The organism is Polaribacter pectinis (genome assembly GCF_014352875.1).
GTDB classification, from domain to species: Bacteria; Bacteroidota; Bacteroidia; order Flavobacteriales; family Flavobacteriaceae; genus Polaribacter; species Polaribacter pectinis.
Genome location: NZ_CP060695.1, coordinates 1837315 through 1858286, shown reverse-complemented (window position 1 = coordinate 1858286; position 20972 = coordinate 1837315). Strand labels below are relative to the sequence as shown.

The 20972-nt window shown below is 32.7% G+C and carries 22 protein-coding genes; 17 read left to right on the top strand and 5 right to left on the bottom strand.

Translation table 11 applies throughout. The features are described 5' to 3' along the window. Positions 1 to 12 precede the first annotated feature (12 nt). The 5 genes from H9W90_RS08515 to H9W90_RS08495 form a co-directional block, all read right to left on the bottom strand. On the bottom strand, positions 13 to 1476 hold the full coding sequence (locus tag H9W90_RS08515; RefSeq protein ID WP_187481198.1) for a RagB/SusD family nutrient uptake outer membrane protein: 1464 nt from the start codon (positions 1474 to 1476) through the stop codon (positions 13 to 15). Between the two features lie 23 nt (positions 1477 to 1499). Continuing rightward, positions 1500 to 4478 (bottom strand): SusC/RagA family TonB-linked outer membrane protein, encoded by a 2979-nt coding sequence (locus H9W90_RS08510; protein ID WP_187481197.1) that lies wholly within the window; start codon positions 4476 to 4478, stop codon positions 1500 to 1502. A 141-nt stretch (positions 4479 to 4619) separates the two neighbouring features. Then, the gene (locus H9W90_RS08505) at positions 4620 to 6071 is read right to left on the bottom strand and encodes a SusD/RagB family nutrient-binding outer membrane lipoprotein (protein ID WP_187481196.1); all 1452 of its coding nucleotides are present in this window, start codon (positions 6069 to 6071) and stop codon (positions 4620 to 4622) included. Between the two features lie 11 nt (positions 6072 to 6082). Continuing rightward, positions 6083 to 9322, bottom strand: a complete 3240-nt coding sequence (locus H9W90_RS08500; RefSeq protein WP_187481195.1) for a SusC/RagA family TonB-linked outer membrane protein — start codon at positions 9320 to 9322, stop codon at positions 6083 to 6085. Positions 9323 to 9445: 123 nt separating this feature from the next. Next, a complete protein-coding gene (locus tag H9W90_RS08495) occupies positions 9446 to 11107 on the bottom strand; it encodes a ShlB/FhaC/HecB family hemolysin secretion/activation protein (protein ID WP_187481194.1) in 1662 nt (553 codons plus the stop codon). A 243-nt stretch (positions 11108 to 11350) separates the two neighbouring features. Here H9W90_RS08495 and rpsL point away from each other — a divergent pair, with 243 nt between their 5' ends. The 17 genes from rpsL (at position 11351) to rplE (ending at position 20971) form a co-directional block, all read left to right on the top strand. Continuing rightward, a complete protein-coding gene (gene rpsL / locus H9W90_RS08490; RefSeq protein ID WP_018943587.1) occupies positions 11351 to 11725 on the top strand; it encodes a 30S ribosomal protein S12 in 375 nt (124 codons plus the stop codon). Between the two features lie 26 nt (positions 11726 to 11751). Next, complete coding sequence (gene rpsG / locus H9W90_RS08485) at positions 11752 to 12231, top strand: 30S ribosomal protein S7 (protein WP_187481193.1); 480 nt, start codon at positions 11752 to 11754, stop codon at positions 12229 to 12231. Between the two features lie 5 nt (positions 12232 to 12236). Beyond that, entirely contained in the window at positions 12237 to 14354 is a 2118-nt protein-coding gene (gene fusA, locus H9W90_RS08480; protein WP_187481192.1) for an elongation factor G, read from the top strand. Positions 14355 to 14372: 18 nt separating this feature from the next. Beyond that, a complete protein-coding gene (gene rpsJ / locus H9W90_RS08475; RefSeq protein WP_075342599.1) occupies positions 14373 to 14678 on the top strand; it encodes a 30S ribosomal protein S10 in 306 nt (101 codons plus the stop codon). Positions 14679 to 14974: 296 nt separating this feature from the next. Further along, the gene (rplC, locus tag H9W90_RS08470; protein WP_187481191.1) at positions 14975 to 15592 is read left to right on the top strand and encodes a 50S ribosomal protein L3; all 618 of its coding nucleotides are present in this window, start codon (positions 14975 to 14977) and stop codon (positions 15590 to 15592) included. Then, positions 15592 to 16224, top strand: coding sequence for a 50S ribosomal protein L4 (rplD, locus tag H9W90_RS08465; RefSeq protein WP_187481190.1), 633 nt, complete (start codon positions 15592 to 15594; stop codon positions 16222 to 16224). The genes rplC and rplD overlap by 1 nt, the downstream gene beginning before the upstream one ends. 9 nt (positions 16225 to 16233) lie before the next feature. After that, complete coding sequence (rplW, locus tag H9W90_RS08460) at positions 16234 to 16524, top strand: 50S ribosomal protein L23 (protein WP_187481189.1); 291 nt, start codon at positions 16234 to 16236, stop codon at positions 16522 to 16524. Positions 16525 to 16533: 9 nt separating this feature from the next. Beyond that, positions 16534 to 17358 (top strand): 50S ribosomal protein L2, encoded by an 825-nt coding sequence (gene rplB, locus H9W90_RS08455; RefSeq protein WP_187481188.1) that lies wholly within the window; start codon positions 16534 to 16536, stop codon positions 17356 to 17358. Positions 17359 to 17365: 7 nt separating this feature from the next. Next, a complete protein-coding gene (gene rpsS / locus H9W90_RS08450) occupies positions 17366 to 17644 on the top strand; it encodes a 30S ribosomal protein S19 (RefSeq protein WP_109403430.1) in 279 nt (92 codons plus the stop codon). Positions 17645 to 17650: 6 nt separating this feature from the next. Beyond that, the gene (rplV, locus tag H9W90_RS08445) at positions 17651 to 18055 is read left to right on the top strand and encodes a 50S ribosomal protein L22 (protein ID WP_187481187.1); all 405 of its coding nucleotides are present in this window, start codon (positions 17651 to 17653) and stop codon (positions 18053 to 18055) included. Positions 18056 to 18066: 11 nt separating this feature from the next. Continuing rightward, positions 18067 to 18792, top strand: a complete 726-nt coding sequence (rpsC, locus tag H9W90_RS08440) for a 30S ribosomal protein S3 (RefSeq protein WP_187481186.1) — start codon at positions 18067 to 18069, stop codon at positions 18790 to 18792. 22 nt (positions 18793 to 18814) lie between these two features. Beyond that, positions 18815 to 19246: a 50S ribosomal protein L16 gene (rplP, locus tag H9W90_RS08435; RefSeq protein WP_187481185.1), complete on the top strand. Its 432-nt coding sequence runs from the start codon at positions 18815 to 18817 to the stop codon at positions 19244 to 19246. An 11-nt stretch (positions 19247 to 19257) separates the two neighbouring features. Continuing rightward, entirely contained in the window at positions 19258 to 19449 is a 192-nt protein-coding gene (rpmC, locus tag H9W90_RS08430) for a 50S ribosomal protein L29 (protein WP_087565044.1), read from the top strand. A 20-nt stretch (positions 19450 to 19469) separates the two neighbouring features. After that, positions 19470 to 19727 carry a 30S ribosomal protein S17 gene (gene rpsQ / locus H9W90_RS08425; RefSeq protein ID WP_065320234.1) on the top strand — a complete coding sequence of 86 codons (258 nt, stop codon included), beginning with the start codon at positions 19470 to 19472 and terminating at the stop codon, positions 19725 to 19727. A gap of 1 nt (position 19728) precedes the next feature. Beyond that, positions 19729 to 20097 carry a 50S ribosomal protein L14 gene (gene rplN / locus H9W90_RS08420; protein ID WP_004568733.1) on the top strand — a complete coding sequence of 123 codons (369 nt, stop codon included), beginning with the start codon at positions 19729 to 19731 and terminating at the stop codon, positions 20095 to 20097. Between the two features lie 11 nt (positions 20098 to 20108). Further along, positions 20109 to 20411, top strand: coding sequence for a 50S ribosomal protein L24 (gene rplX, locus H9W90_RS08415; protein WP_187481184.1), 303 nt, complete (start codon positions 20109 to 20111; stop codon positions 20409 to 20411). 8 nt (positions 20412 to 20419) lie between these two features. Beyond that, positions 20420 to 20971, top strand: a complete 552-nt coding sequence (gene rplE / locus H9W90_RS08410) for a 50S ribosomal protein L5 (RefSeq protein WP_187481183.1) — start codon at positions 20420 to 20422, stop codon at positions 20969 to 20971. The last annotated feature ends 1 nt before the right edge of the window (position 20972 follow it).

Sequence of the window (20972 nt, the reverse complement as noted above, 5' to 3'; positions counted from 1 at the left end):
TATTTTAAACTATTAATATCCAGTATTATTTTCGTTTATACTATCATTAGCATCAATTTCTGATTGTGGTAATGGCCAAACCATTCTATAATCAGGATATGATAATGTAGCAGTAGTTGAAGGAGAAGCTATATCAGTTCTCATAACACTCATTTTATTTCTAACAAGATCAAACATTCTATGACCTTCAAACGCTAATTCTTTTCTTCTTTCATTTAAAGCTTCACTTGCTAACACTGAACCAGTAGATGTACTTGGTGTAGCATTAGGATCTGCTCTTAAAATAATAGCATTCAAAGCATTTTGACCTTCTGTTACTGAACCACCTCCATTACCAGCAGCTTCAGCGATGATTAAATACATTTCAGAAATTCTAATTAATGGTATGTTACTAGTAAAACTGTTTGGAAATTTATAATTAAAATCAATTCCACCAACATTTCTGAACCATCCTCTTCTAACATCAGTAGAAGAATATAAATTCTTTAAGTCTGCAGTAGGGATTAAATCTCCATATCCTCCGTTTCCATCATCACCACCTGGTATAGCAGGAATATAAATAGAACCTAAAGAGTCAAAACCATTATTGTCATCTGCAAATGCAGGTAATTGTAAAAGTGCTTCTGTAGAGCTTGTTGCTCCATCCCAGTCACTTAAATAATTTGCATTAGATGTCAAAGAGTATTGAGAATCTGCTACAACTTGTTTTGCAGTTGTAAAAGCTTTAGGATAATCTCCTTTATATAAATAAATTCTAGCTAACAACGCTCTTGCAGCAGATTTATTAAATTTACTAGAAGAATCATAAGCTGTAGATGGTAAAAGTCCAATAGCAGTTGTTAAGTCCTTAATCACTTGTGTGTAAATTTCAGCAACAGTTACTCTAGGAGCAAATCTCTCTTGATTAAAATTTAATAATAAAGGAACTCCTAAATGTCCACCAGCTCCATTAGCTCCAGGGGCTGCAGATGCATCTGTAAGCGTGTACGGAAAAGCATAATTTCTAACCAAATCAAAATGAGCCATAGCTCTTATTGCTAAAGCTTGTCCTTTTATTTCATCTAATTGAGCACCGGAAGCATCACTGATAGAACCACTTTCTGCAAAATTTAAAATTGTATTTGCAGCATTTACATTTTTATATAAATTTGTCCAAACAGCACTAACATCTCCATTATCAGCATTAACTGAATATTGATATTGTGTTAAAAATCTTCCAGAGTTTACAGGACTAACTAATATATTGTCAGAACTTACTTCAGGACTAACCATTAACTCTCTTCCGTAGTAATCTACTCTGTATAGTAAATCATACATTCCATTAACTGCAGCTGTTGCAGAGTTGACATCTTTAATTCCATTGTCGATATCAACAGCATCTTCTTGAGCAGGACTTAAATCAATATCGTTACAAGATGTAAACGATAGTAAGCCAATGCTAAATAGACTTATGTATATTATATTTTTTATTTTCATAATTATAATTATTATTAAGTTTTTTAAAATGATAAATTAACACCTAAACTTACAGTTTGAGGGTTAGGATATACAAACCAATGCCAACCATTTAAAGACTGCTCTGGATCTCCATTAAAATCAGTAATAGTTAATAAGTTAGTTCCTTGTAAGAAAATTTTAGCTCCAGTTAAAAATGTATTTTTCGTCATATCTTTTGAAAAGTTATAACCTAATTGAACATTTCTTAATCTTATGAAAGAACCATCTTCCATAAATCTAGTAGATAATTGGTTACTTTGTGAAGCATTACCTTGTATTCTTTGAGGATTTGCACTAACGTCTCCTGGTTGTTGCCATCTATCTAGCTGATCTCTTGATTGATTAAATCCAGAAAAAGCTCCATCAGAATTTGTAATTCTAGATGTTTCATTGTAGATGGTATTACCATATTGGAAAGATAAACCTAGATCTAATGACCAGTTTTTATAATTCATATTAGAAGATATTCCACCAAAAAAGTCTGGATTTGCTTTACCAACTTTTTCTCTAGAAGCACTATTATAGTTGAATGTAATGTTGTCATTAGCATCAAGCCACATAGGTGCACCTGTTGCAACATCTACACCAGCCCATCTTCTTGCATAAAATGTATTCCAAGCTTCTCCAACCTCTCTAATATAACGACCATCAGGACCAACTGTTCCTGGATCAAGTTCTGTTACTTCATTTTCTAAAAATGTAATATTACCTCCTAATGTCCAATTGAATTTTTCAGAACTAACTACATCATATGAAAGTTCTACTTCAAATCCTTTATTAACAAAAGCTCCAACATTACTAAACACTTGATTGAAACCATTTGAAGGCTCTATTTGTTGAGAGAAAATTAAATCATTAGTTTCTCTGTTAAAATATGTTACCTCTCCTGATAATCTATTATTAAATAATGCGAACTCTAAACCAACGTTAAACATATTTTGTTCTTCCCATTTTAAATTTGGGTTTGCAGCAGTTGAAGAAGGGAATGAAGCTGGGGTTCCATTATATCTATCATTCAAGAAACTTCCTTGCCAAGTATATCTGTTAGAAGGTAAGTTTCCTTGTACACCATAACTAGATTTAACTTTTAATAAATTAACCCATTTCACATCTTGCATAAAGTCTTCACTACTAATGTTCCAGTTACCACCAACTGACCAAAATGTACCCCATTTATTATTAGGTCCAAATCTAGAAGAAGCATCTCTTCTTCTTATAGTTCCGTTAAAATAGTATTTCTTGTTAAAGTTATAATTTGTATTTAAAAAGAAAGATTTTAAACTAGAATCTTGTGTGTTACTAGAATGAAAAGTAACTGAAGATGCTGAACCAACATTTTGTAAAATTCCATTTGGAAAATCCTCCACACCGATTGATAGATCGTCAAATCCTTCTTTATTAATTTCTTGACCTAATAAAACATCTAAATTATGATTTTCTCCAAATGTTTTAACATATTGTAAAGTGTTTGTCCATGTCCAGTTGTAAACTTCTTGATAAGTTCTTGAAGCTGAACCTCCTGATGGATTTGAATTGTTTAATGGGTTTCCATAGCTACTGTAATTAAAGAAACTTTTATCAATACCAAAAGTAGACTTTAATGTTAAATCATCAGATATATCTATAGCTCCATTAAAATTAGCTAGTATTCTGTCAGTAACAGAACCTTCATTATCATAAAATAAATCTTGAATGAAAGATGTACCTCCTGTAGCTGAGTTTGATGGATTAGGAGTACCATCTGCTAAATAAGGAGCATCAGTAGGCACGAACAAATATGTACCAACTACTGGACTTGCAAAGAAAGCTGATTCAGCTAAAGCTGTAGCTTGCTCAGTTCTACTGTAAGAGAAATTCATACCAAATCTAGTAATTTCAGACGTTTTAGCTTGTACATTTAAACTACTTGTAAGTCTTTCAATTCCAGACCCAACAGCAATACCCTCTTGAGCTAAGTGCCCAACAGACATAAAGTAATTAATGTTTTCTGAACCACCAGATACAGAAAAGTTGTGTCTTTTAGTTACAGCTGTCCAATCTCTATATGCTAAATCAGCCCAGTCAGTATCAACATCCGTATCAGGGAAGTTTAAAACAGCTATAGCAGGTGCTACTCCCGCATTGACTTGCGCTTCTCTAGATAACTCATTGTATTCTGATGTATTTAATACATCAAAAAGTTTTACTGCTCTTGCAGAAATACCTACTTGAGAACTAAAGGTGAATTTTGCTTTACCTTGTCTACCTTTTTTAGTTGTAATTAAAATAATTCCATTCGCTCCTCTTGCTCCATAAATAGATGTAGAAGATGCATCTTTTAAAATTGTTACAGACTCAATATCAGATGGGTTTAAGTTAGATAAAGGATCTCTGTTTCCAGAATCTAAACCACCAGAACCTAAATCTGAAGTACTATTTGCAGAAACAGGAACTCCATCAATAATATATAAAGGCTCAACATTTCCGTTAACAGAAGCAGAACCTCTAATTCTTACAGCACTATTAGAACCTGGTTGTCCAGAAGAACTAATAGATTGTAAACCTGTAGCTTTTCCTTGTAAAGCCTCCACAAAGTTAGCAGCTGGAACAGTTTCTATGTCTTCAGACTTAACTGTTGTTATAGAACCAATTGTAGCTCTTTTAGCTTTTGTTCCATAACCAACAATAACAACTTCTTCTAGTTGTTCACCACCTTCTACTAAAGTTACATTAATCGTATTAGATGTACCTACTGTTTTTTCAGCAGTTTTGTACCCTAAATATCTGAATACTAATACGTCTCCAGAACTAACTTTAATAGAGTATTTTCCATCAAAATTTGTTTCTGTACCTTTTGTGGTACCTTTAATTAATATACTAACTCCAGGTAAACCTCCTGATTCATCAGAAACAGTACCGGAAACAGTCTTTGTTTGTGCAAAAGAAATTTGCACGACCAACGCTAGTAATAGCGTTAAAATTCCATTAAACTTTGTCTTCATTGTATAATTATTTGAATTAATTAATCCCAAAAGTCTTAAATAAATCTTAAATAAACAATTTTTTAACACAAAAAAGCCGTAAAATAATTTACGGCTCTTTTTTTAATTTTTTTATATCACCAATAATTAGTGATAAATGGGTTAGTTTTTATCCCAAAATAACTTCTGTTCTGCTGTGTCAGTACCGATTGCAGAGACTGCAGCCGAATAATTAGCTCCATTTAAAGTTTGTTCTACAACTGGGTAAGTGTATTTATTTGGATAACCAGATAAAGCGTCAGCTGGAGTGATCATAAAAGGGAAATCTAATAATCTAATTGAAGTCCATGCTTCGAACCCTCTATTAAATAGTGAAATCCATTTTTGATTACCAATTACTTCCTTCCAAGGTGTAGCAGCTGTACTTGATGCTAATGCTAAATTATAATCCACTGATGGTTCTGCTAAATATGTAGCAGCATCTGCAGCTGTACCACCCCAATTTATAATTGAAGCTTCTATAGCAGTATCATAATGACCTTTTGCACTACCACCAACATTGAATGTTCTAGCGCTAGCTTCTGCTAATAGAAATTCTACTTCAGAATAATCTAAAATTACTCCAGGAGCTTGTGCTGCTTCAACTTGAGCAGATACGTGAGAATGAGAAGAATAATTTGATGTAGCACCAATTTCTCCACCTACATAACCACCTCCTGGAACTTCTAAAAAGTATAGTGCTCTTCTTGGGTCATTTAATGTATTCATCATATTAACAATAGTCTCTGCTGCAACAAAATCATGTCTACCGCTTAAAACTAAATTTGCATGTACCGGGTGTGTATTAGGGTCTGCAGATAAATATTTAAAGTTTGCATTATCTGCATTGCTTGTAAATACACCACTAGTTACAGCAGATTCTACAGTACTTTTTGCAAAAGCATTATCTACATCTGATAACAAAATACCCATTCTTAATTTTAAAGAAGCAGCAAACTTTTTCCAACTTGCAACATCTCCACCATAAATATTGTCAGCAGAACCAAAACTACCTTTAGATGTATCTAAAGCGTTTATAGCAGCTGTTAATCTTGCTACTAAATCTTTATAAACGGTAAGACCATCATCATATTTAGGTAATAAATTCTCTATATCTAAAGATTCAGTATAAGGAACATCTCCAAAAGTTTCTACTAAAATACTGTAAGTATATACTTTTAAAATTTCAATTACTTGAAGTTTATTTGGCGTAAGTTCTGCATCTGCTGCTAAAGGATATGTAGTTGCAGCAATTACTTTTCCTGCTTCATCTAAATCTTTTAAAACATCTTTATATAGTACGCTCCAATGTGTTCCTGGAATGTTACGTCCTACTTGATCATAATTACTTTCGTCTGTATATGTTGTTTCTTGTAAAAACTGTGACCAAAGTTTTGTGTTATTATTGTTTACGTTTAGATCAACCATTTGGTCAACTAAATTTTTCTGTGCTCCTGTAAATAAACTTTCTCCAGGAACTTCAGAAGGATCTTTAATGTTCTGGTTAAGACTCTCTAAATTGTCAGAACATGATGTAATAATTACCGCAGCAATTAATATTAATATTTTTTTCATTTTTTTCATTTTTAAAATTGAAGTTTAAGATTGAAACCGAAATCTCTTGTTGTAGGTAAAGAACCAACAGAATAACCTTGTAAGTTACCAGCACCTAAACCTCCTTCTGGGTCTTCATGTGGAGTGTTTTTGTGGATTATCCAAAGATTTGATCCAACAAAACTTAAAGAAGCGTTAGATAAAAATGTTTTATCTAAAACATTTTGTGGGAAATTATAAGTAACAGCTAATTCACGTAACTTAACATAACTTGCGTCATATACGAATGCAGCGTTTGGTAAACCTCTTCTATATCCGAATGCACCAAATCTATCTGCTCTAATACGAGTTGTATTAACAGATCCATCAGCGTTAACACCAGGGTTAATGAAACCACCACCATTTGCGATGCTGTTTCTTACTGGGTTTCCTAAATCGTTTGTAAAAGCAGTTTCTTCATATAAACCAGTTGCAAGACCGTAATATTGGTCTAAAGAGAATATGCTACCACCTTTTTGTATGTCAATTAAGAAGCTTAAAGAGAAGTCTTTATAATTAAAATTATTAGAAATACCCATATTCCAATCAGGATTTATATCTCCAATTACTTGGTCTGATGTTCCTGTTGCCACATATTGACCGTTAGATGCATCAACAACTCTTTCTCCATTTAAATAAGTGTAATCTGTACCTTGAATAACTCCATAAGGCTCTCCAACACGTGCGTTTAAAGTAACACCTCCTTGAAAAGAACCTAATTGTAAGTTTTCTATACCATCTACTAAAGAAACTACTGTGTTTCTGTTTCTAGACCAGTTTACATTTACATTCCAAGTAAAGTCTTCTGTTTTTATTGGGCTACCATAAGCAGACAACTCAATACCTTTGTTTTCTATTTCTCCAGCGTTTAAAACTTTAGAAGTAAAACCTGTAGCTCTTGAAACTGGTACACCAAAAATTTGATCTACAGAATTGTTTTTGTAGTATGCAACATCAAAACCAACTCTATTACCTAAAAACTTCATTTCTAAACCAAGTTCAATACTTTTAGTAGTTTCCGGTTTTAAATTTGGGTTCTTTTTAACGTTACCAACAGAAGTACTAGCGCTACCAATTGGTGTGTTTACTACAAAGCTATCGTATAAGAAATCAAAAGGAGCACTGTTACCAACTTCTGCGTAGTTTGCTCTAACCTTACCAAAAGAAATCCAATCTTTTTCTAATAATTTATTAAACACAAAACTACCTGAAACTGAAGGGTAACCGAATGTACTGTTACCTGTAGGTAAAGTAGATGAGTGGTCTCTTCTGTATGTAGCGTCTAAAAACAACATATTGTCATAACCCAACGAAGCACTAATGTAGTAACCGTCTACACCTATTTTAGAAGCAGTTTCATTTGGTAATGGTAATGGGTTTACACTATTTTGTAATGAATATAATTTTGGTACACTCAAACCACCAGCGGTAGAAACGTGAATAATATTTAATTCATTTCTTCTAATGTTTGTTCCTAAAATACCTTTTAAGTTTACTTTATCACTTAAATCTTTATTAAAGTTAAACATTAAGTCATAGTTAGTTTCTGTATTTTGAATGTTTTTTCTTCCATATCCAGAATCTACGTTTCCTCTACTTACACCAAAGCTACTAGCAACACTTCCATTAGCTCTTCTTTCTTCTTGTAATTCAGAGTATGTATCTGTTGCAATTCTACCAGTTACACTTAACCAGTCTTTTAACTCGTAAGTTAAAGAAATGTTACCTATAAAACGACTTCTAGAATCATTTTGATAGTTTTCATATCTTGTCCAATAAGGGTTATCCCAAAATATTGGAGCAGACCCAGCTGCAGAAGTAGAAGGATTCCATGTTACATTTCTTCCTGTAGAAAAGTAAATATCTTTTTGTTGTTGTACATCAACATTGGTTTGCCACCATTGTTTAAACATACCTACAATGTTGTCTCCGTAACCAGTAGAGTTACGTCCTTTTCCTCCACTTTTAATGTAATTAGCTAAACTAGAAACAGTAAGTTTATCACTTAATTTATAGTTTCCACTAAATGAGAAGTTATGTTTTTTAATTGAACTATTTGGCATTAAACCAGTTTGGTCGAATTGCGTATAGTTTAATCTGTAAGATCCATCATCCATACTCTTATCTAAAGAGATTGAGTTTGTTAATGTAATAGGAGTTTCGAAAAAAGTGATAGGTCCGTTAGCTGCATTTTGCCAAGGAGTAGCTTTTCTGTAGTTAGGAGAGTCTGGGTCAAAAGAATCCCATTGATATACAGGTTGTCCATCAAAAGGAGCTCCATAAGAACCATCTTCTGTATAAACTACAACTCTATCATCATTACCGTCTCCAGTAATGTCTTCTTCATACCAAAAACCACCTGGGCCATCATAATAAGGACCATAACCAGCACCGTATTGTGTTTGATATTTAGCAAATGTACTCTTGTCTATTTGGCCAAAAGTCATTCCGGTATTAATAGTTACACCAATACCTTTTGCATTCTTACCTTTTTTGGTAGTAATCATAATAACACCATTTGCTGCTCTAGAACCATATAATGCAGAAGCTGCTGCACCCTTAAGGATGTTTACAGATTCTATATCATCTGGGTTAATGTCTGAAGCTGCATTACCATAATCATAATAACCACCACTTGCTTGTGCTTGACCTGCAGAGTTTGTATTTGTGTTATTAATTGGTACACCATCAATTACAAATAATGCTTGGTTACTTCCAGTTAAAGAAGCGTTACCTCTAATTACAACGTTTGTAGAACCTCCTAAATTGTTGTTCTTTTTAATTTGTACACCAGAAGCCTTACCAGAAAGTGCGTTAACGAAGTTTCCACTCTTGTTAGTTGTTAACTCATCACCACTAACTTTTTGTGTAGAATATCCTAAAGATTTTTTATCTCTAGAAATACCCAATGCGGTAACCACAATCTCATCTAAAACATTGTTGTCTTCTACCATGGCAACATTAATAGTGCTAGAAGCACCAACTGTTTTGTCAATAGTTTTGTAACCTACGTAGCTAAAACTTAAAATGTCTCCCTGTTTAGCTTTAATAGTATACTTACCATCAAAATCTGTTTGAGTTCCTTTGTTAGTACCTTTAATAACTACACTTACCCCAGGTAATGTGCCAGATGTGTCCGATACTGTTCCGGAAACTGATTTTTCTTGTGCAAAGGATATTTGCACGAGAAACGCTAATAGTAGCGTTAAAATTCCTTTAAACTTTGTTTTCATTGTTAAATAAATTTGAATTAATTAGTTCAAATATCATTAATAATTATTAACTAAACAATATTAAAGTTAAAAAATGTTAAGAAATTGTTATCATTGTATTTTTATTCGATTTAGAGTTTTATGTTAAAAATAACTTTTCCAGCTGATAATCAGTTTACTATTTTTAAAATCGAAGTTTTTTGATGAGTTTTTCCCAGTAATTGTACTTAAATTTATTTGAGAATTTTTTGTAGTAAAAAGGTAACCTAATCCAATTCCAAGAAGATTTTCATTTTTAAAGGTTGTGTTAATATTCCCGATATCGAGTATTGTGTAAAGGTAAGATTTTTGTGAGGATAAAAAACGATACTCTAAATTAAAAAAAGTATATCTTTTTGTATAAATACTTTGTTCATTAAAGCCGCGAATCGAATTTGCGCCACCAATTCGAAACAACTCGTTATCTATAAAATCGTCAGAATTTAAAAAACCAGTACTGTTTCGGATAAAGATACTGCTTCTGTCACTGATATCCCATAAATAAGAAGCTGTAGTTTCTAGTTTAAATTGATTTGAAGAAATGGCTTTGGTTTTTCTTTTTCCTAAATTTGGGTTAATTTCCAAGCTAAATTTATCATTAAAAAAGAAATCATTTTTTGGGATACTATAAACAAACTTAAACCCTAAAAAATAATTATTAAATGTTTCAATATTATTACTGATCTTTTCTTGAAGGTTTTCTGAATTTTCAGCATCATAAGTAAAAGCAATTTTTACTCTTGAATTTAAGTTGTAAAATAATTTAGCATTAAAAGTAGTGTTAAGAAACGTCGAGTCTTGTTTGTATATAGAAAATGAAATATTTGGAGTAAAAACTGAATTGAAAATATAAGGGACTTCTGTAGATATTTTAAACTCTTGTCGCTCGTCTCCAATACTGTTCCAAAATAGCTCAAATTTTTCTCCTCGATTTAAAGTGTTATTGATTTTTAAATCTACATGACCATTAAATAAGATGTCTCCGTTTTCTTTAGATGCAAAATTTATCAATCCATCGAAACTGTTGTTTTGATGTTTTTTTAAATACATATATAATAAGGTAGAGTCTTTTTTAAATAAAACTTCTGGTGGTTTTATCTCTTTAATAAATTGAAGACTCTTTGATTCGTTGGTCAACTCAATTATTTTGTCTTTATTAAAAATGGTTTTATCATTAATGTTGAAGAAATGTTTTATATAAGATTTTGGAAACGCATCGTAACCTTTAATAATAACCTTGTCAATATTCCTTTTTTTGGATTGAAGAACTTCTAAATCAGCAAAGAGTATTTTGTTTTTAAGTTTTATGTTTTTTAAATTAACCTTAGAGAAAGATTTACCTTGGTAGTCTAATGTCTTTGATATTTGAAGTAATGTAGGCTGAAGTTTTTCGATAGGTATAGAAAAAGAATTATTTTTAACTTCTACATTTTTAATATCAATTTTATTGTGAGGTAATGTAATTACTGCGCTTTCAGTTTTTTCATTCAAAGAAAAGTATGAAATGAGAGAATAGGCGGTTTTTTTAATACTGTCTAAAGTGTTTGTGAAATAACCTTTACTTTTTAGATAATTAGTAATTTTATAGATCTCTCTTTTTACAGATATAGAGTCTTTATGTTTCTTTTGGTAATCTATTTTTTGAAGTAATTTATTTTCAATTTGATTTATAGAGGTCAGTTCTAAACTTAATTCTTGAGCAAAGTTGCTTTTAGAAAAAAGAAATAAAAATAATATAAATAAATAAAGGAATGTTTTTTTTTTCAAATTGATAAATAATTGTGTTCAAATGTAAAATAAATTGATTGATAATATTTCTATTATTTAAAGAATTCAAGTGGTTTTTTTAGGTTCTATCCATTAAATTGTTCTGATATTAATGGATTTAAAATTCGTTATCAAAAAAAAATAACTTGCTGATATTTGTATAATTATAAAATAGTTGTACATTTGCGCACCCTTAAAATAGGGTAAAGTTTAATTATAAACGTAAAACAGTAATAATTTAGTATGCCAACTATTCAACAATTAGTTCGTAAAGGAAGAACCAAAATAACTAAGAAGAGTAAATCGGCTGCTTTGTCGTCTTGTCCTCAAAGACGTGGGGTTTGTACTAGAGTTTATACTACTACGCCAAAGAAACCTAATTCAGCAATGCGTAAAGTTGCTAGAGTTAGATTGACAAATGGTAATGAGATAAACGCGTACATTCCAGGTGAAGGACATAACTTACAAGAGCACTCGATAGTATTAGTTAGAGGTGGAAGGGTAAAAGATTTGCCAGGAGTTAAGTATCACGTAGTACGTGGTGCATTAGATACAGCGGGAGTTGAGGGAAGAACTCAACGTAGATCGAAGTATGGAGCAAAGCGCCCAAAAAAGTAATTTAGTAACTTTTTTAATGTAAAGACATGAGAAAAAGAGCAGCAAAAAAAAGAGTCTTATTACCGGATCCAAAGTTTAATGATCAGCTAGTAACGCGTTTCGTTAATAACTTAATGTGGAGTGGTAAGAAGTCAGTAGCATTTAAAGTATTTTATGATGCTTTAGATATTGTAGAAGAAAGAAAAGGAGAAGGCGAAGAAAAGTCGGCTTTAGAAATTTGGAAAGAAGGTTTGTCTAATGTAATGCCTCACGTTGAAGTAAGATCTCGTAGAGTAGGTGGAGCAACATTCCAAATTCCAATGCAAATTAGACCAGACCGTAAAGTGTCTATGGCTATTAAGTGGATGATTTTGTATACTCGTAAGAGAAACGAAAAAACAATGGCACAGCGTTTAGCTGCTGAAATTTTAGCTGCGGCTAAAGAAGAAGGTGCTGCTGTTAAAAAGCGTACAGATACTCACAAGATGGCAGAAGCTAACAAAGCATTCTCTCACTTTAGATTTTAATAGAAATGGCTAGAGATTTAAAATATACAAGAAATATTGGTATTGCAGCGCATATTGATGCTGGTAAAACCACAACTACAGAACGTGTATTGTATTATACAGGAGTTTCTCACAAGATTGGAGAAGTTCATGATGGTGCAGCTACAATGGACTGGATGGAGCAAGAGCAGGAAAGAGGTATTACAATTACTTCTGCTGCAACTACTTGTACATGGCAGTTTCCGTTAGAAAATGCACAACCAACACCTGATACAAAAGGATATCACTTTAATATTATTGATACTCCTGGTCACGTAGATTTTACTGTTGAGGTAAATAGATCTTTACGTGTATTAGATGGTTTGGTTTTCTTGTTTTCAGCTGTTGATGGTGTTGAACCTCAATCTGAAACAAACTGGAGATTAGCAGACAACTATAAAGTGCCAAGAATTGGTTTCGTTAACAAAATGGACCGTCAAGGATCAGACTTTTTAGCAGTTTGTCAGCAAGTAAAAGATATGTTAAAGTCAAACGCGGTGCCAATTGTTTTAAACATTGGTGACGAGGATGAGTTTAAAGGTATTATAGATTTAGTAAAAAATCGTGCTATTGTATGGCATGATGAAACTCAAGGGGCAACTTTCGATGTAATTGAAATTCCAGAAGAGTTAAAAGCTGAAGCAAAAAAATATAGAGCTTTATTAATCGAAGAGGTAGCAAGTTACGACGAGAACCTATTAGAGAAGTTCATGGAAGATGAAGATTCTATTACAGAAGAAGAAGTGCATAAAGCATTAAGAGCTGCTGTTATGGATATGGCAATCATTCCTATGATTTGTGGTTCTGCATTCAAAAATAAAGGTGTTCAGTTTCTATTAGATGCTGTTTGTCGTTATTTACCTTCTCCAATGGACAAGGAAGGTATTGTGGGAATTAACCCAGATACTGAAGAAAAAGAATTACGTAAGCCAGATGTAAAAGAGCCTTTTGCTGCTTTAGCATTTAAAATTGCAACAGATCCTTTTGTTGGTCGTTTAGCATTTTTTAGAGCTTATTCTGGTCGTTTAGATGCAGGTTCTTATGTGTTGAATAATCGTTCTGGTAAAAAAGAGCGTATTTCTAGAATCTATCAAATGCATGCCAATAAACAAAATGCTATCGATTTTATCGAAGCAGGAGATATTGGTGCAGCTGTTGGTTTTAAATCAATAAAAACTGGAGATACTTTATCAGATGAGAAACATCCTATTGTTTTAGAATCTATGGATTTTCCAGATCCAGTAATTGGTATTGCTGTTGAACCAAAGACAAAAGCTGATGTAGATAGATTAGGTATTGGTCTTGGTAAATTAGCTGAAGAGGATCCAACTTTTACAGTTAGAACTGATGAAGCTTCAGGGCAAACTATTATTTCTGGAATGGGTGAATTGCATTTAGATGTAATTGTAGACCGTTTAAAAAGAGAGTTTAAAGTTGAAGTAAATCAAGGTCAACCACAAGTTGAATATAAAGAAGCTATTACTGCTTCTGCAGATCATAGAGAAGTTTATAAGAAACAATCTGGTGGTCGTGGTAAATTTGCTGATATTGTATTTACAATTGAGCCAGCAGATGAAGGTGTTCAAGGTTTACAGTTTGAATCTATAATTAAAGGTGGAAACGTTCCTAGAGAATTTGTTCCTTCTGTAGAAAAAGGATTCAAAGAAGCAATGAAAAACGGACCTTTAGCAGGTTACGAAATGGATTCAATGAAAGTTACATTAAAAGATGGTTCTTTCCACGCTGTGGATTCTGATGCATTATCTTTTGAATTAGCTGCAAAAATGGGTTATAAAGCCGCTGCAAAATCTGCAAAAGCTAAAATTATGGAGCCATTAATGAAGTTAGAAGTGTTAACTCCAGAAGAAAACATGGGTGATATTGTTGGAGATTTAAATAGAAGAAGAGGTCAAGTTAATGATATGAGTGATCGTGCTGGTGCAAAAGTTGTTAAAGCATTAGTTCCTTTATCAGAAATGTTTGGTTATGTTACTGCTTTAAGAACAATGTCTTCAGGTAGAGCAACTTCAACTATGGAATTTTCACATTATGCAGAAACTCCTTCTAATATATCAGAAGATGTAATTGCTGCATCTAAAGGTTAATTTACTAAATAATACAAGATGAGTCAAAAAATTAGAATAAAATTAAAGTCTTACGATTACAATTTAGTAGATAAATCTGCTGAAAAAATAGTAAAGACGGTAAAAAGTACTGGTGCTGTTGTAAACGGACCAATACCATTACCAACACATAAAAAGATTTTCACAGTATTACGTTCTCCACACGTAAACAAAAAATCTAGAGAGCAATTTCAATTATCTGCTTACAAAAGATTATTAGACATTTATAGTTCTTCTTCAAAAACTATTGATGCTTTAATGAAGCTTGAGTTACCAAGTGGTGTTGAAGTTGAAATCAAAGTATAAGTATAAAAAATATTAACTTTCGGTTTAATTTTGTTAAGCCGAAAGTTTTTTATACTTTTGCAACCCGAAATAGAGTAGGGTGAAGCTGTTTTTTGAATAAAATTCAAGAATAGTAACATGTCCAGAGCGTTTCGCAAAGGAAAAACGGAAAAAACAAAATCAGCGTTGAATTTGTTTTGCGCTGTTTTTTTTGACCGAAATTCAAAAGACAAAAAAAAGAAACAATAGTTTCAAACAAATAATTACTAATAGACGCGCTGGATTTATTATATCTATCGTCTAAAAATTTTAACTAAATGTCTGGGTTAATAGGAAGAAAAATTGGAATGACCAGCTTATTCGACGAAAACGGGAAGAATATTCCTTGTACGGTAATCGAAGCAGGTCCTTGCGTTGTTACCCAAGTCAGAACCGAAGAGGTTGACGGCTACAATGCGTTGCAGCTTGGTTTCGATGACAAAAAGGCGAAGAGTTCTAACAAGTCGTTAGACGGTCACTTTAAAAAAGCTGGCACCACTGCTAAAAAGAAAGTCGTTGAATTTCAAGGATTTGATCAAGAGTATAAATTAGGAGATTCTATCACAGTAGATCATTTTGCTGAAGGAGAATTTGTTGATGTATCTGGTGTATCAAAAGGTAAAGGTTTTCAAGGAGTTGTAAAACGTCACGGTTTCGCTGGTGTTGGTCAAGCAACTCATGGTCAACATAACCGTTTAAGAGCTCCAGGTTCAATTGGTGCTGCATCTTATCCAGCTAGAGTATTCAAAGGAATGCGTATGGCAGGAAGAATGGGAGGAGATAAAGTGAAAGTACAAAACTTAAGAGTATTAAAAGTAGTTGCTGAAAAGAACTTACTTGTTGTTAAAGGAGCTGTTCCTGGACACAAAAATGCTTTTGTAACTATTCAGAAATAATGAAAGTAGCAGTTTTAGATATTACAGGAAAAGATACAGGTAGGAAAGTTGAACTTTCTAAAGATGTATTCGGTATAGAGCCTAATGATCACGCTATTTATTTAGATGTAAAACAGTATTTGGCAAATCAGCGTCAAGGAACACATAAATCTAAAGAAAGAGCTGAAATTAGTGGTTCTACAAGAAAGATAAAAAAACAAAAAGGAACTGGTACTGCAAGAGCAGGTTCAATCAAGTCTGGTGTTTTTAGAGGTGGTGGACGTATGTTTGGTCCAAGACCAAGAAGTTATTCTTTTAAATTGAATAAAAACTTAAAGCGTTTAGCACGTAAGTCTGCTTTAAGTATTCAAGCAAATGATAAGAATTTAGTTGTTGTTGAAGATTTCGATTTCGAAACTCCAAAAACAAAAAACTTTACTAATGTTTTAAAGGCATTAGAATTAGATACTAAAAAATCTTTATTTGTTTTAGGTAATGAAAATACTAATGTGTATTTATCATCACGTAATTTAAAAAATTCTAAAGTAATTAAGGCTTCAGAAATTAATACTTATGGTGTTTTAAATGCTAATAAGATTGTTATTACTGAAGGTTCTTTAGAAGGTATAAACACAAATTTAACCAATAAATAGGGATTCGAAATGAGTATTTTAATAAAACCTATTATTACGGAAAAAGCAACAAACGATAGTGAATTGTTCAATCGTTTCACTTTTGTTGTAGAGAAAAAAGCTAATAAATTAGAAATTAAAGATGCTGTTGAAAAAGCATACGGAGTTTCTATTTTAAGCGTTAAAACTTTAAACTATCCAATTCAAAGAAATACAAAATTTACTAAAAAAGGTTTAGTAACTGGAGTAAAGAGTGGGTACAAGAAGGCTATCGTTCAAGTAGCAGAAGGAGAAAGCATTGATTTTTATAACAATCTTTAAGAAAGACAAATGTCAGTTAGAAAATTAAAACCAATAACACCAGGTCAGCGTTTTAGAGTTGTAAATGGGTTCGACACCATAACAACTGATAAGCCGGAGAAAAGTTTACTTGCTCCGAAAAAACGATCTGGAGGTCGAAACAGTCAGGGTAGAATGACAACTCGTAATATAGGAGGTGGTCATAAACAAAGATATCGTATTATCGATTTTAAAAGAGATAAAAATGGTATTCCCGCAACAGTAAAAACTATAGAATACGATCCAAATCGTACTGCATTTATTGCACTATTAAGTTATGCTGATGGAGAAAAACGTTATGTAATTGCACAAAACGGTTTAAAAGTAGGTCAAGTAATATTTTCAGGTAACGGTGCTGCTCCAGAGATTGGAAATGCAATGACGTTAAGTGAAATTCCTTTAGGAACAACAATTTCTTGTATAGAATTACGTCCAGGTCAAGGTGCTGTTATGGCTCGTTCTGCTGGTTCTTTTGCTCAATTAATGGCAAGAGATGGTAAGTATGCTACAGTTAAGTTACCTTCAGGTGAAACAAGATTAATCTTGTTAACTTGTATGGCAACAATTGGAGTTGTATCTAATTCAGATCATCAATTACTAGTTTCAGGTAAAGCAGGTAGAAGAAGATGGTTAGGAAGAAGACCAAGAGTGAACGCTGTAAGAATGAATCCTGTAGATCATCCAATGGGTGGTGGAGAAGGACGTGCTTCAGGTGGTCATCCAAGATCTAGAAATGGTATTCCTGCAAAAGGATTTAAAACTAGATCTAAGACTAAAGCTAGTAATAAGTACATTATCGAACGTAGAAAGAAATAATTAAGTTATGGCAAGATCATTAAAAAAAGGACCTTACATTCACTATAAATTAGAGAAAAAAGTGTTAGCTAATGTAGAGGCTGGAAACAAAACTGTAATCAAAACTTGGTCTAGAGCAAGTATGATTTCTCCAGATTTTGTTGGACAAACTATCGCTGTTCATAATGGACGTCAGTTTGTACCAGTTTATGTTACAGAAAACATGGTGGGGCATAAGTTAGGCGAATTTTCACCAACTCGTTCATTTAGAGGACATGCTGGTGCAAAAAATAAAGGTAAAAAATAGTAGGCAATGGGAGTTCGTAAAAAAAATATGGCAGATCAGTTAAAAGCAGATAGAAAGCAACGTGCTTTCGCGAAGCTTACTAACTGTCCTACATCACCAAGAAAAATGCGTTTAGTAGCAGATCAAATAAGAGGCGTAGAAGTTGAAAAAGCTTTACAAATCTTAAAGTTCAGCCCAAAAGAAGCATCAATCAATTTAGAAAAATTGTTATTGTCTGCAATTGCAAACTGGCAAGCTAAAAATGAAGATGCATCTATAGAAGACGCTGGATTGTTTGTGAAATCTATTTATGTAGATAGCGCAGGAATGTTAAAAAGATTAAGACCAGCTCCACAAGGGCGTGCTCATAGAATTCGTAAGCGTTCTAATCACGTTACTTTAGAGTTAGGTTCTAAAAATTTAAGTAATTAATCAAAGTAGAAATGGGACAAAAAACAAATCCAATAGGAAATCGTTTAGGAATCATCAGAGGTTGGGAGTCTAACTGGTATGGTGGAAATGACTACGGAGATAAGATTGCTGAAGATGATAAGATAAGAAAGTATATTAATGCTAGATTATCTAAAGCAAGTGTTTCTAGAGTAATTATAGAGCGTACACTTAAACTTGTAACCGTTACTATCACAACTGCAAGACCTGGTATTATTATCGGTAAAGGTGGTCAAGAGGTAGACAAGTTAAAAGAAGAGCTTAAAAAAATTACAGGTAAAGAAGTTCAAATTAATATTTTTGAAATCAAACGTCCAGAGTTAGATGCTAAATTAGTAGCAACTAGTGTAGCGCGTCAAATTGAAAATAGAATTTCTTACAAGAGAGCAATTAAAATGGCTATTCAAGCAACAATGCGTATGAATGCTGAAGGGATTAAAATCCAAATTTCTGGTCGTTTAAATGGAGCAGAAATGGCACGTTCAGAGCATTTTAAAGAAGGTAGAATTCCTCTTTCTACTTTTAGAGCTGATATCGATTATGCACTTGTTGAAGCTCATACTACATACGGAAGATTAGGTATTAAAGTATGGATTATGAAAGGTGAGGTTTATGGTAAGAGAGAATTATCTCCATTAGTAGGTTTGTCTAAAAAACAGTCTGGTAATAAAGGTGGTGGTGATAGATCTAAACGTCAACAACCTCGTAGAAGAAAATAATTTTTAAAATTAGAAATTAAAAATGTTACAGCCAAAAAGAGTAAAATACCGTAAGGTACAGAAGGCGAAAGGAAATATGACAGGTATTTCTGGTAGAGGAAATCAACTTTCTAACGGAATGTTTGGTATCAAATCTATCGATCAGAACTTGTTAACTTCTCGTCAAATTGAAGCAGCTCGTATCGCGGCAACTCGTCATATGAAAAGAGAAGGTCAGTTATGGATTAAAGTATTTCCAGACAAGCCTATCACAAAGAAACCTTTAGAGGTACGTATGGGTAAGGGTAAAGGAGCACCAGATCATTTTGTTGCAGTTATCAAGCCAGGTAGAATTTTGTTTGAAGTTGGTGGAGTGCCAATGAATGTAGCAAAAGAAGCTTTACGTTTAGCAGCTCAAAAACTTCCAGTAAGAACGAAGTTTGTTATAGCTAGAGATTTTGATATTAACGCTTAATTCTAAATAGAATGAAACAATCAGAAATAAAAGAATTATCCATAGCAGATCTAAATGAAAAGCTTGGAGCGTTGCAAAAGAATTATACTGATCTTAAGATGGCTCACGCCATAACTCCAATGGAAAACCCATTGCAGTTAAGAAGCTTAAGAAGAACTGTAGCAAGAATTGCAACAGAATTAACAAAAAGAGAATTACAATAATTCTATAGTCAATTTTAAAGATGGAAAAAAGAAATCTTAGAAAAGAGAGAATTGGTGTTGTATCTAGTAACAAAATGGAGAAATCTATTGTAGTTGCAGAAACTAAAAGAGTAAAACACCCAATGTACGGAAAGTTCGTATTAAAGACTAAGAAGTACGTTGCACACGACGAACAGAATGATTGCAACGAAGGAGATACTGTTAGAATCATGGAAACAAGACCTATGAGTAAATCTAAACGTTGGAGATTAGTAGAAATCCTAGAAAGAGCTAAATAATATGTTACAGACAGAATCAAGATTAAAAGTCGCAGATAATACTGGAGCAAAAGAAGTTTTAGTAATTAGAGTTTTAGGAGGAACAAGAAAACGTTACGCAAGTATTGGAGACAAGATTGTAGTATCTGTTAAATCTGCAACTCCTAACGGAACTGTAAAAAAAGGTCAAGTATCTAGAGCAGTTGTTGTAAGAACCAAGAAAGAAGTTAGACGTAAAGACGGATCATACATCAGATTTGATGATAACGCCTGTGTACTTTTAAATCCTACAGAGGAAATGAGAGGAACACGTGTATTCGGTCCTGTTGCTCGTGAACTTCGTGAGAAACAATTCATGAAAATAGTATCATTAGCACCTGAAGTGCTTTAAATTATCATAAAATGAAGAAGTTTAAAATAAAATCAGGAGATACTGTAAAAGTAATTGCAGGAGATCATAAAGGATCAGAAGGTAAAGTTTTACAAATTATCAAAGACAAGGATAGAGTATTAGTAGAAGGTGTGAATTTAGTTTCAAAACACACCAAACCAAGTGCTCAAAACCCTCAAGGTGGTATTGTAAAAAAAGAAGCATCATTACACATTTCTAATGTATTGTTAGTAGAAGATGGTGTTGCTGTAAGAGTAGGTTATAAAGTTGATGGAGATACGAAGACTAGAGTCTCTAAAAAAACTAAAAAATAATAATAATCATGAGTTACGTACCAAGATTAAAGGCAGAATACAAAGAAAGAGTTATAAAAGCTCTTACTGAAGAATTCAGTTATAAGAATGTAATGCAAGTACCAAAATTAGAAAAAATAGTTGTTTCTAAAGGTGTTGGTGCAGCAATTGCAGATAAGAAATTAATAGATTATGCCGTAGAAGAGTTGACTAAAATTACTGGTCAGAAAGCTATTTCTACGATGTCTAAAAAAGACGTTGCAGCTTTTAAATTACGTAAAGGAATGCCAATTGGTGTTAAAGTTACTTTACGTGGAGATAAAATGTACGAGTTTTTAGATAGATTAGTTACAGCTTCTTTACCTCGTGTAAGAGATTTTAACGGTATAAAAGCTAATGGTTTTGATGGAAGAGGTAATTACAATTTAGGTATTACTGAACAAATCATCTACCCAGAAATAAATATTGACCAAGTTAAAAAAATCAATGGAATGGATATTACTTTTGTAACATCTGCTGAAACTGATAAAGAAGCAAAGTCATTATTAGGAGAATTAGGTTTACCATTCAAAAAAAATTAAG